14 protein-coding genes are annotated in these 12434 nt (G+C 37.8%); 8 read left to right on the top strand and 6 right to left on the bottom strand.

Translation table 11 applies throughout. The annotated features are described in order from the left end of the window. The gene (locus tag AAY42_RS01520; RefSeq protein WP_055392244.1) at positions 1-1287 is read left to right on the top strand and encodes a D-alanyl-D-alanine carboxypeptidase; all 1287 of its coding nucleotides are present in this window, start codon (positions 1-3) and stop codon (positions 1285-1287) included. Here AAY42_RS01520 and AAY42_RS01515 read toward each other — a convergent pair. From AAY42_RS01515 to AAY42_RS01495, 5 genes are all read right to left on the bottom strand, one after another. After that, a complete protein-coding gene (locus AAY42_RS01515) occupies positions 1284-1868 on the bottom strand; it encodes an NUDIX domain-containing protein (RefSeq protein WP_055392243.1) in 585 nt (194 codons plus the stop codon). The two genes, AAY42_RS01520 and AAY42_RS01515, sit on opposite strands and share 4 nt — an antisense overlap. A gap of 8 nt (positions 1869-1876) precedes the next feature. Further along, positions 1877-2530 carry a DUF2461 domain-containing protein gene (locus AAY42_RS01510; RefSeq protein WP_055392242.1) on the bottom strand — a complete coding sequence of 218 codons (654 nt, stop codon included), beginning with the start codon at positions 2528-2530 and terminating at the stop codon, positions 1877-1879. A 146-nt stretch (positions 2531-2676) separates the two neighbouring features. Then, positions 2677-3474, bottom strand: coding sequence for a TIGR00266 family protein (locus AAY42_RS01505; RefSeq protein ID WP_055392241.1), 798 nt, complete (start codon positions 3472-3474; stop codon positions 2677-2679). A 174-nt stretch (positions 3475-3648) separates the two neighbouring features. Next, positions 3649-3978: a YegP family protein gene (locus AAY42_RS01500; protein WP_055392240.1), complete on the bottom strand. Its 330-nt coding sequence runs from the start codon at positions 3976-3978 to the stop codon at positions 3649-3651. 72 nt (positions 3979-4050) lie between these two features. Further along, on the bottom strand, positions 4051-4506 hold the full coding sequence (locus AAY42_RS01495; protein WP_055392239.1) for a DUF4442 domain-containing protein: 456 nt from the start codon (positions 4504-4506) through the stop codon (positions 4051-4053). Between the two features lie 170 nt (positions 4507-4676). Here AAY42_RS01495 and AAY42_RS01490 point away from each other — a divergent pair, with 170 nt between their 5' ends. The 7 genes from AAY42_RS01490 to AAY42_RS01460 all read left to right on the top strand — a co-directional run bounded on the left by AAY42_RS01490 (position 4677) and on the right by AAY42_RS01460 (position 10930). Further along, positions 4677-5159, top strand: coding sequence for a DUF4870 domain-containing protein (locus tag AAY42_RS01490; protein WP_055397670.1), 483 nt, complete (start codon positions 4677-4679; stop codon positions 5157-5159). Then, the gene (locus AAY42_RS01485; protein ID WP_055392238.1) at positions 5159-5668 is read left to right on the top strand and encodes a YybH family protein; all 510 of its coding nucleotides are present in this window, start codon (positions 5159-5161) and stop codon (positions 5666-5668) included. The genes AAY42_RS01490 and AAY42_RS01485 overlap by 1 nt, the downstream gene beginning before the upstream one ends. Before the next feature lie 176 nt (positions 5669-5844). Further along, on the top strand, positions 5845-6174 hold the full coding sequence (locus tag AAY42_RS01480; protein ID WP_055392237.1) for a PadR family transcriptional regulator: 330 nt from the start codon (positions 5845-5847) through the stop codon (positions 6172-6174). 8 nt (positions 6175-6182) lie between these two features. Next, positions 6183-7925 (top strand): PspC domain-containing protein, encoded by a 1743-nt coding sequence (locus AAY42_RS01475; protein WP_055392236.1) that lies wholly within the window; start codon positions 6183-6185, stop codon positions 7923-7925. Between the two features lie 85 nt (positions 7926-8010). Then, complete coding sequence (locus AAY42_RS01470) at positions 8011-8733, top strand: head GIN domain-containing protein (RefSeq protein ID WP_055392235.1); 723 nt, start codon at positions 8011-8013, stop codon at positions 8731-8733. A gap of 134 nt (positions 8734-8867) precedes the next feature. Next, positions 8868-9878 (top strand): dipeptide epimerase, encoded by a 1011-nt coding sequence (locus tag AAY42_RS01465; RefSeq protein WP_055392234.1) that lies wholly within the window; start codon positions 8868-8870, stop codon positions 9876-9878. Further along, on the top strand, positions 9878-10930 hold the full coding sequence (locus AAY42_RS01460) for an aminotransferase class I/II-fold pyridoxal phosphate-dependent enzyme (RefSeq protein WP_055392233.1): 1053 nt from the start codon (positions 9878-9880) through the stop codon (positions 10928-10930). The genes AAY42_RS01465 and AAY42_RS01460 overlap by 1 nt, the downstream gene beginning before the upstream one ends. Before the next feature lie 12 nt (positions 10931-10942). Here AAY42_RS01460 and AAY42_RS01455 read toward each other — a convergent pair whose 3' ends face one another. Beyond that, positions 10943-12430, bottom strand: a complete 1488-nt coding sequence (locus AAY42_RS01455; protein ID WP_055392232.1) for a SusD/RagB family nutrient-binding outer membrane lipoprotein — start codon at positions 12428-12430, stop codon at positions 10943-10945. Positions 12431-12434 lie beyond the last annotated feature (4 nt).

The following is a 12434-nucleotide window of genomic DNA, read 5'->3' as shown; positions in this document are numbered from 1 at the left end:
ATGTACCTTCCATACAATCAGCGTCTTAAGTATTTGACTATTATTACCTTAACAAGCTTTTTCCTTCTTTTAGGCTGCTCTTCTTCCCGAGTTACCAAATACAGCACTCTATTGCAAAATGAACCCTTGAACAATTCTTTTCATGGGCTGGTTGTTTTGGACACTGAAAGAGATGAAGTGATTTACAATACCAACGGTGATAGATATTTTACTCCAGCGAGTAATTTAAAAATTGTGACCTTTTTCACCGGATTGGTATTGTTGCCGAAAAACATTCCTTCACTTAAATATCATGTTCAGAACGATACTCTTTTTGCCGAAGGAACGGGAGATCCATCTGCCCTACATCCATATTTTGAAGATAGTACCGCGATAAATTTTCTAAACTCCTTCAAGAATGTAAGCTTGTATCTAAAAAATTCCGCCGAAGATAAATATGGACCTGGATGGGCATGGGAAGATTACGATACCTATTTTTCCCCAGAGAAAAGTACATTCCCGCTTTATGGAAATGTGGTCACTATTTCCAAGCCAGATAGTTTAAACGTGTCTCCATCTTTTTTTAAGGAAAATGTCATTCTAATAGAAGAATCTAAACAAAGAGATGAATTCATAAATCATTTCTTTATTTCACCTTCAGAAAAAGATACTTTGGAAGTACCTTTTATTACCAGTGATCTACTTACAAAACACTTATTGGAAAACAACCTAAAAAAGAATATATCCTTAATTGATAGTTTTCCTGCAGGAGATAAAAAGATTCTCTATGGAATTGAAACTGATTCCATTTACAAACTCATGTTGCACAAAAGCGATAATTTTTTAGCAGAGCAATTGCTAATGGCAGCCTCCTCCATGCTTTCGGATACGCTGAGCACCAAAACTGTCATAACTCATATGCTGGAAAATGATTTAGCTGATTTGGAACACCAACCCAGATGGGTGGATGGTTCAGGCCTTTCGCGCTACAATTTGTTCACTCCAAAATCCTTTGTGCAAATACTCCAAAAAATATATACCAAGGTTCCGGGAAAAAGATTGTTTCAACTTTTTCCTTCCTGGGGTGCTTTAGGAACAATTACAAAATGGGAAAATCCGAATACCAAGCCCTATATTTTTGCTAAATCGGGTTATGTTGGGAATAATTACAACCTTAGCGGCTACCTTAAAACCAAATCAGGAAAATTGTTGATTTTCAGTTTTATGAACAACCATTTTACCATTCCAACTTCGCAAATACGTCTGGAGATTGCAACAGTCTTAAAAGATCTTCACGAAAATTATTAGTTGATTAAACGCTGTATTTGTGCATATTGCAATAGCATAATAGTTTTTGCATCCTTGATTTCTCCGCTTGCTACCATTTGCAAAGCTTTTGCAAAGGTCATTTCCAAAACTTCAATGTTCTCGGTTTCGTCTTCTGCACCTCCGCCTGCACTTACTTTCATATCGTCTTCATATTGACCAACAAAAAAGTAAAGTACTTCAGTAACGGAACCAGGTGACATATACGATTCAAAAACTTTTTCAACATCCGAAATCTTATACCCGGTTTCTTCTTCAACTTCCATAATAATGGTCTGTTCTGCATTTCCTTTTTCCAAAATCCCTGCACAAGCTTCAATCATCATCCCGTCTTCATTACCATTTAAATAAGTGGGCATTCTAAATTGTCTTGTAAGGATTACGGTGCCCTTCTCCTTGTTATATAATAGGATAACAGCTCCGTTTCCTCGATCATAGGCTTCGCGTACCTGAGTTTCCCATTTTCCATCTTCGCGTTGATATTCAAAAGTGACCTTGTTCAAGGAATACCAGTTATCAGATAGCAATTCCTTTTTTATATTCTTGACGTTTCCGTACTTCATAATGTGGATTAAACTGTTGCAGCGTTGTTCAAATATCGGAGGAAAGGCAGCATTTCCATATAAACTTCTTTAATTTTTTCTTTGAAATTCTCTTTTAAAACCTCTTTCTTATCCAATTGAAGTTCCACTGCAAAGGTTTTATTTCGAAGCAGTTCAATATGTGGATGATCATTCGTGAAGCCCTTTGGGGCACTGATCAACCTTTCATCTTCATAAAGTCCACCAAACAACTTTTTAAAAGAGGGCTTTTCTATGATTTCGAGCAGTTCTTCCCCATTATAATCTATTCCTTCACGGATGCTTCGCAATGTTTTTGAATCTGGACGCCAAAATCCACCAGCCAATAAGCATTGCTTTACCCCTACTTCAATATAAAAGTCGGCCGAATTTGGGGCTTTGTCCAATCCCGCGCCAAAATGGTCTTTATAAATGGGTTTATGTGGATGGAACATTAGATTGTTATTGATTCGGTTGATACCTTTTTTTCCTGGCGTTGGATAATATGCATCATCCAATTGTGCCATGGTCAGGTCCAAATCGTCCAACCATAGAATGAAATCATTCCGAAGGGATTTGTACCACTTTCGGTTGTTATCCATCCATTCTTTGGTATTGTTTTGTTGTAATTCAGTAAGAAACGTAAATAGGTCTTGGAAGTTCATTTGTTTTTTGCGATCACTAAAATTAATGAACCATATTCAATCAGAAAACTAATCTGTTCTGATTATATATCTAAAGAATAGTTCTCGACTGCGCTCGAACTGACAGTTAATTACTGATTACTGCCAACTATCAACCAACAACTACATTAGAACCGATTATCTCCCATAGCAATATCACCCAAAGTTCCTAGAATACTACCTTCTCCTTTATCCTTTCCACCTCTTGGTATGGATGCCAATACCCTACCGGCAAGTCTGCTAAAGGGCAATGACTGCACATACACGGTTCCTGGGCCTCTAAGTGTGGCAAAGAATAAACCTTCACCTCCAAAAACAGTGTTTTTAATGCCTCCAACAAATTCTATATCATAATCCACAGTATGGGAGAAACCTACAATACAACCGGTATCCACTTTTAAGACCTCCCCAGCTGCCAATTCTTTCTTGGCCATGGTACCACCCGCATGAACAAAAGCCATTCCATCACCTTCCAATTTTTGCATGATAAAGCCTTCCCCACCAAAAAGGCCACGTCCTAAACGTTTTGAGAATTCAACCCCAACGGAAACCCCTTTGGCAGCACATAAAAAAGCATCTTTCTGGCAGATGAACTTCCCACCTTTTTCCGAAAGGTCTATGGGCAGTATTTTACCTGGGTATGGTGAAGCGAAGCTTGCTTTCTTTTTACCCTGTCCTACGTTTAAAAAAGCGGTCATAAAAAGACTCTCCCCTGTCAATAATCGCTTACCTGCTGAAAATAACTTACCCAAAACCCCAGAGTCCTGTCCTGAGCCATCTCCAAAAATGGTGTCCATCTTTATATCGGTGTCCATCATCATAAAACTGCCTGCCTCTGCAACAACAGCTTCTTGGGGGTCAAGCTCTATTTCTACATATTGCATTTCCTCTCCGTAAATTTCATAGTCTATTTCGTGTGCGTTCATTTTTTGATTTTTTATATTGCTATGTATTAGTTGACATCTTTAGAGTTTTGTTACAAATTTCAACCTTAACAATTTTGTTTTACTGAAGTAATTTTAAGGAATAAAAAAAGCGACCCATTTAGGTCGCCTTTTATTCTATTGTACTAATCCCATATAAAGAGACAAGTGATTTTCTTACGAATTATCATCTACTGCAGCATCTGGCGCATTTTTCTTAACAGACGCAATTCCGTTTTCCATGGCAGCAGTTGAGTTATACATCTCGCTTTTACCTATTACTTGACCATTGGTAGCATTTAACGTAAAGAATGGACTTCCATCTTTAGCAGTTTTGCGTTCAAATTGAGCATCTGTCTGAGAATTTGTTCGTACAGATTCAATACCATTTTTGCAACCGTCCTTACTGGCATACGACTGGCTGGTCAAAATTACTTGACCATTACCTGCTTTAAGGTTGAACATTGTTTTACCAGTACTAGTGGATTTAATTTCAAATTTTCCCATGTGTGTTTAGTATTCAATTAATTACTGTTGGATGAATTTACAAAAAAATGTAATAATCCAAAATACCAAAATTCAGGCCTTAAGTTTTATGGTCCACTCAAAATTAAAAGTTGAGACCACTACACCATCTTTGTTTGTCCCAACGGATTTCATCCAAATGGTCTGTCCTTCTCCTGTTTCAATTGTTTTTTTTATGGCATCTTCAATCAAATGACCATCTTCACAGGTAAACGTAATTTTTCCTGTCGCCTTTTTTGAAAAATTGGCGTTGTTGTTGAGAACCAACATGGAAATTTTTCTTCCACTATCTTTTATTTGATTGATGACCATGGCACCGGTACTAAGCTCTGCTGCCATACCCTGAACTGCCCAAAACATACTCTTAAAAGGATTTTGGTTTATCCACCGATGCTTCACGGTAGTTACTGTTTTTTTATCATCTATATATTTAACTCGTACGCCGCACCACCATGCAGATGGAAGGGTAAAGAATGTAAATGTGTTGAATTTACTAGCTTTTGAAGCCATAGTACATATTTAGGTTTGCTAAAAATAAGGAAAATAGTAGGGATATCAATTTGTTAAATATATGTTAATATTTAGTACTTTGTTTTGCATAGTACCATCTTTTGGATATATATTTGCATGGTAAGCTAATAGGTAAACTAAATTTGTTATTCAATATCAATCAAAAAATCATGGCAGCCACTTTAACCAAACACGAACGAAATCTCTCAGCAATCATACATGCTTCAACGTTTTCCAAGTACTTTATACCCTTTGGGAATTTTATTCTCCCATTGATTTTATGGACAGCAAACAAAAAAGAGCACAAGTTTGTGGATTACAATGGTAAGCAAGCACTTAACTTTCAAATAAGCATGTTGTTGTATTCAATTGTAGCCGGATTGATAAGCATTCCTTTTTTTATTCACGGTTTACCAGATTTATTTGATGGAGGCTTTTTTGGTTTTCATGGGTTGAGAAACTTAAATGACATAAACATACATTTTGATAGCGACGATTTTAGATTTGGCCGGTTTTTTTGGCCCGCGGGAATTACTGGCTTAATTCAAGTAGCCTTAGTTGTCATAAATATTGTTTACACCATTTTGGCTACTATACGAACCAATGAAGGAGAGACTTTTAAATATCCATTCACCATTAAATTCATTAAATAATGAAAGTCATTAACAACATAATCACTGTATTGGCAATAAGCATGACGTCTTTGATGAGTGCTCAAATGTCTCAGGATTCTGAGTTGTACATGACTCTGAAGAAAAAGGACAGCACATTGTTTGATGCTGCTTTTAATCAATGTGATGTTGACACCATGGAATCATTGTTTACCGAAGATTTTGAGTTTTACCATGATAAAGGAGGAGTTACAATAGGGAGAGATAATTTTTTGGCACCCAACAGAGAAAATTGTGCTAAAATTGACAAGAACAAGCCACAACAGGCAAAAAGAATCTTAGTGTCAGGTAGTTTAGAAGTCTACCCCTTATATAAAAAGGGAGAATTGTACGGTGCCATTCAACATGGAATTCATTCATTCGAATTTTTAAATGAAAAGAAGGAATACCAAAAAGGTGATCTTGCCAAATTCACACATGTATGGGTGTTGGAAGATGGACATTGGAAAATTAAAAGAGAACTGAGTTACGATCATCAATTACAAAAATAATTGCCTATGCTAAACGTAGTATATGCAAAAATAGATAAGGAGTTTATTAATCAATCAAAAAACGAAAAATCATCAATCAATCATCAATCAAAAAAAGTTCTCGCTCCCTCTTCTCATCAGAGAGGGACAGCGCGGGAACAAAAAACGAACAGTTAATTTATTAGAACCATGACATTATGAATATAGAAAATACAAAAGCACAAATGCGCAAAGGGGTTCTAGAATATTGCATTCTTTCTATCTTACGGGATAAGGATAAATATGCATCAGAAATTCTAGGAGCTTTAAAAGACGCTAAGATGCTAGTAGTGGAAGGTACCATTTATCCTCTGCTAACGAGGTTAAAAAATGCAGGATTGCTCAACTATCGTTGGGAAGAATCCACTTCGGGACCACCACGAAAATATTATGCGCTTACCGAAACAGGCCGTTTGTTCCTGAAAGAACTCAACGGCACCTGGGATGAACTAAGAAGTGCCGTTAATCTGGTAACCAACACAAAATAAAGACAAAAATGAACAAGACAGTAAATATAAATCTCGCAAATACACTCTTTCACATAGATGATGAGGCGTATAACAAACTTAGGCGGTATCTAGAATCCATAAAACGATCATTCTCGGGTACGGCCGGAAGCGATGAGATCATCGCTGACATTGAAGCCAGGGTGGCAGAACTCTTTTTGGAAAAAATGGAAAATGACAGACAGGTCATTACCCAAAAAGAAGTGGATGAGGTAATCAATATCATGGGGCAGCCCGAAGATTATATGGTTGATGAGGATATTTTTGAGGATGAACCTCGAAAAGCTTCGGATAAAACAACACGGAAGACTAAAAAATTGTATCGGGATATTGACCAAAAGTACATTGGAGGGGTCTGTTCCGGTTTGGAATACTATTTAGGGTTTGATGCCCTTTGGATCAGACTTATTTTTATTTTATTGGCCGTATTTACCGGTTTTGGACTAATAGCCTATATCCTCCTTTGGATTTTGGTTCCCGAAGCCGCCACTACCTCCCAAAAATTGGACATGACGGGGGAGCCCATCAACATCAGCAATATAGAACGCAAAGTTAAAGAGGGGTTTGATGATGTTGCAGATAAAGTAAAAAGCGTTGACTATGAAAAAGTTGGCGACAAGGTCAAAAGCGGCTCCAAGACCTTTTTCGATACCATAGGGGATATTATTATGTTCTTTTTTAAGATAATAGGCAAGTTTATTGGGATTTTACTGATCATAATAGGTGCCTCCACACTAATTGGATTGTTCGTTGGTGCATTCACCTTGGGAATTTTTGATGCCATACACCTTCCGGGAGTAGACTTCTATGAAATTGTGAACACCACCGGAGCCCCGGTTTGGATTGTATCCATATTGTTATTTTTTGCCGTGGGAATACCTTTCTTCTTCCTACTCTATTTAGGCCTGAAGATTCTGGTGAATAATTTAAAATCCATAGGGAACATTGCCAAATTCTCATTACTTGGTCTGTGGCTTATCTCCATAGGAACATTATTTGCCCTTGGTATTCGTCAAGCAGCGGAATTCGCCCATGTTGGTAGTGTAAATACCCAAAGTGAAATTGTACTGGAAAATCCAACGGATACCTTGTTGATAAAAATCAAAGATTCTGAATTTGAGTATAGCATGAATAATGCCCATTTTGGACGTATGACATTTTCTTATGATGAAAACGACAACCGAATTTTAATTTCAGATGATGTTGATTTAAAAATACGAAGAGCTGAGGATGGGCAGATGAAAATCAACATTCGAAAAGATTCCCATGGAAGTTCCAATTTAGCTGGGAGAGAACGGGCAAAAGAAATAAATTATGGCTTTCAGCAATTGGGAAATGAAATAGTCTTTGATAAATACTTAACAACGGATAGCTCCAACAAAGCTAGAAACCAAGAAGTTACTTCTACCCTATTTGTTCCTACAGGAATGATATTGAAATTTGGGGAATCAACAAAAGGCCATATTGGAAGAGGGATAAAAAATGACCAAGATTACTATAGAAGCAGTATAATCGGCTACACTTGGATAATGGGAAATGATGGCGAATTAAAATGTCAGGACTGTCCTCCAGAGCGTGAGCTTCTAGAAGATGACGATGAAGATGAGGGAGGAAAAATAATAATAGACGAAAACGGTATCGATATTGATGTCAAAGACAACAACGATTCCTTTAAAATGAAGATTGATGAGGATGGCATTGAAATTAAAGCGGGTGAAAAAAAAGACAACTGAGTAAGCCTATTCAACAATTGGGTAAATAATAAAATGTATAATAATCAATAAACACGAATTTTAATCAATCATAAAAACAACAATCATGACAACACTAGCAAGAATCGCAATCGCAGTATTAATGGCACTCTTTGCCTCCTCCTGTAATTTTGACATCAGTTTTGGAGATGGAAAAAAAGGAAATGGAGAAGTAGTAGAGGAAACCAGAAACATAACGGAAGAATTTACAGTAGTATCCGCATCTGAAGGTTTGGATGTATTTGTAATCCAGGATAAGGAATTCAAAATTTCCGTTGAAGCCGATGAAAACATCATCGATTTAATCGGAACCGACATCAAAGATGGAAAGCTTAAAATCCACGCCATCGAAAATATTGGTAGAGCAACAAAAAAAGTTTACGTATCGCTTCCACATGTTACTGGTTTAAGAAGCTCAAGTGGCGCAGACCTTATTGCACAAAACGTTATCGAAGCTGAAAAAATAGAGTTGGATGCCAGTAGTGGGTCCGATTTACATGTGGAATTGGTTGCCTCTGAAGTTTCTGCCGATGCGAGTAGCGGTGCCGATATTAAAGTATCCGGTAAAAGTGATATGCTTTATGCCGATGCCAGCAGTGGAGCAGATATTAGGGCCCGTGAACTATTGACCAAAAAGTGCAGTGCTGATGCAAGTAGTGGCTCAGATATTTCTGTAAACGTATCTGAATCCTTAGTGGCGGATGCTAGTAGCGGAGCGGATATTTCATACACTGGAGATGCCAGCGTACAGCAGAAAAAATCGGTGTCCGGCAGCGTACACAAGTATTAAGAATCTATTCACCAATAATTTTGAATACTACATTCAAAAGAAGTTAAAAATTAAGCCCTGATTTCTGTATAAGAATCAGGGTTTTTGTTTTATAGTACAAGGGGTTTATTTATCTTAGTATAAACCTATTTTCTATGCAAATTAGCGTAAAAAAATATACCCTTGCACTAAAGCATACTTTTAGTATTTCAAGGGAGTCACACGATTTTCAAAACTCGTTGATCGTTGGAATTTCGTTGCATGGGAAAACCGGATATGGAGAAGCCACTTCAAATCCGTATTATCAGATTACGGTGGAAAGTATGATTGCGGAAATTACCGCCATTCAGAATGAGATTGAATCCTTTGATTTTGCCACTCCAGAAGTTTTTCATCAATTTTTAGTAGAAAAAGGCTTGACAAATTTCGCCATCTGTGCTTTAGATCTTGCCGCACATGATCTCCATGGAAAATTGCAAGATAAACCACTCCATACCTTGTGGGGTACAGATATTTCAACCTATCCTACAACCAATTATACCATAGGTATTGCTTCTATTGAAAAAATGGTTGACAAAATGAAGGAAACACCTTGGCCCATTTATAAAATTAAGCTGGGAACCAATGATGATGTAGCCATTGTGCGAGAATTACGAAAACACACCAACGCTATTTTTAGGATAGATGCAAACTGTGCATGGACCGCGGAGGAGACAATCCATAATGCTCCCTTGCTAAAAGATTTAGGGGTAGAGTTTTTAGAGCAACCCTTAAAAGCTGACGATTGGAGCGGTATGGAACAGGTAATGCATCACAGTGTTTTGCCTGTAATTGCGGATGAGAGTTGTATTGTTGAAACTGACGTGGAAAAATGTGGTTTGCATTTTAATGGCATCAATATAAAATTGACCAAATGTGGAGGTCTTACCCCCGCCCTACGTATGATAAAAAAGGGAAAAGAAATGGGATTAAAAATTATGGTTGGTTGTATGACCGAGTCCACTGTGGGTATTTCTGCCATTGCCCAATTGTTACCACAACTGGACTATGTAGATATGGACGGGGCCATGCTACTTAAAGAAGATATCGCAAATGGGGTCGTTATAAAAAATAATGGGGAAGTTTTGTTTCCTTCTATATCAGGTAGCGGTGTAACGCTCAACTAATGGCAGTTTTCATAGATTCTTTTCCAGGAAGAACCATTCGGAAAGATGGCAAGGAATATCTTTATTTTGGAGGTACGGGCTATTTAGGGCTTCAGCTGGACACTGAATTTCAGAACGTATTCATCAAAAATCTAAAAAAATATGGCACTAATTATGGTGCTTCACGAAAATCGAACATTCAACTAAGCATCTTTGAAGAGGTTGAGGAACATTTGTCCGAAACAGTAGGTTGTGAAGCTTGTATCACATTGTCCTCAGGGTTTTTAGCGGGTCAGCTTATCGCAAAATCTTTCAGCTCTGATGAGTACCAAGTTTTCTATGCTCCCAACACCCATTCAGCACTTTATCATTCTGAAGCAAAACCATTTGAAACGTTCGCTGAGCTAAATTTTGAGTTAAGAAAACAATTGACATCGGAAAGCAAAAAAGTTCCAGCGGTTTTTTTAGATACCATTGATTTTTCTGGACAGAATTATCCTGAATTTGAAGAATTACGTTCTCTCCCTTTAGATAATAGTATTGTTGTTGCTGATGATTCCCATGGTCTGGGTATTGTTGGTCATAATGGAGGTGGAGCTTATTCGAAATTAAAAAATCTACGAACAAAAGAATTGATTGTCTGTGGTTCACTGGGAAAGGGCTTTGGCGTACAGGCGGGGGCTGTTTTTGGCTCTCAACAAAGAATTGAAACACTTAAAAAAACTGATTTTTATGGTGGCGCAAGTCCAGCTTCGCCTGCGGGATTGGCAACACTTATGAATTCCAAAGAAATCTATAGACAAAAAAGGGGGATTTTGAGTAGTAATATTGGGTTGTTCGTTGGCAATTTGCCCAATATTGAAAAGTTTGACTTTGTGGCCGAGCATCCCACATTTAGTTTTTCCAATGAACCTTTGGTAAAACATTTGGAGCGAAAGAAGATTATTGTGACCAATTTCAGATATCCCAGTGAAGCCTCAAGTTTAAAGAGTAGAATTGTGTTAAGTGCATCCCATAAAAAAGAGGATATCCAATACCTAACTCAATATTTGAATACCCTCTCCGAAAATTAACCACTGTTTTTTCTATCTATCCCACCATACCGGAACTATAGGAGATTGCTTATTTGCGTTCACGTTATCTGGATTACGTGTTTCTTCTGTATTTGGATACTGGGCTCTTACCAACCACTCTCCAGGGAACTGTCCTTCCACGCTATCTATCGGTAATGCCAAACCAAGGAAAACATCTGCTGAAAAATCATACCTTCTAAAATCTACAAACGTTTCTGGGTTCAAAAAGTTTGCAATGTACTTTTCCTTCATAATATGGTTCAACATCAAACTTGCTTCACCAACTGCTATTCCAGTATCCGCTATATAGTCGGCACCATCTGCCCCCAATTTTTCCATATTAGCAGTAATACCCGTCAAATATGCATTGTAAGCAGCAGAGTTTGACCCCACGCTAGTTTCATTTCCACCATTTACCAAAAATTCAGCTTCAGCTTGAATAAACATAGCTTCGGCATAGGAAATAATAACTATTGGAGAATCCAATTTGGTATAGAAGCCACTATCAGCGAAATCTGTATTGGCATCTTCCCCATCCGAGGAAAGACCAGCAGCTCCAATATCATATCCACGGAATGGATCGGATGGGTCTGCATCCGAATCAAGATCAGCATACAACGGAAGTCTTGGATCTATTTCCAAAGCTCCTGCAAACGGATAAAAAGTGCCATTCATATAGCTTACCAATTGATCACAAATCTTATCATGTGGATTTCCTGTGTTTGGTGCAAGTACCTGTCTAGCGTGCCATGGATTCAAATTCCGTTCATCATAAAATATTTGCAAGTCATCATCATTAGATTCAAACCCATTTTGTATGTAGGTCAATGCCGCTGCTGCCGCTGACACCCCATCTACTTCAGTTAAATGAAGTGCATATCTTGCTTTTAAGGTATAGGCAGCTCGTAACCATTTATCAATATCCCCTCTATAAGCAATATCACTTGTAGATGTTGGGGAAAATTCGGAACCATTATCAGTTCCCAATTCTGCGATAGCCTCATCAAGTAATACATTTAGGGAAGCATATATGCTTTCTTGATCATCAAATATCGGTTTTAGGTTTTCCGACCCTTGGGACGCCTCACTAAAAGGAATGTTCTCATAACTATCTGTAGCAATTCCAAGGTTAGCCGCAATCAAGACTTTTGCAACACCACTGAAGTGGTTGGAATTGGTTTCTTCCGCTTTCGCAATAATTGTATTTAGGTTTGGAAGGGCTTCCAAATAAATATTACTCCATGTACTTTCTAGTGATGACGGCCCCTCCGAACCACCTCCTTGAAACGTAAAGTACTGGGTATAATTCCCAAAAACACGTTCAGCAAAATACTGTGCTTGCACTGTGTGATATATGGCAGGTCCCAATAAATCATTCATGGAAACCTGATCTTCTGTCGCTGATCCGGTTGGCGTATTTACATCGAAATAGTCATCACCACACCCAAAAAAACCGAGTGTAATACATACTACAATTATTTTTCTTATACTATTTTTCATCGAT

It is taken from the genome of Flagellimonas eckloniae (assembly GCF_001413955.1).
Lineage (GTDB): Bacteria > Bacteroidota > Bacteroidia > Flavobacteriales > Flavobacteriaceae > Flagellimonas > Flagellimonas eckloniae.
This window is presented reverse-complemented; position numbering and strand designations above follow the sequence as displayed.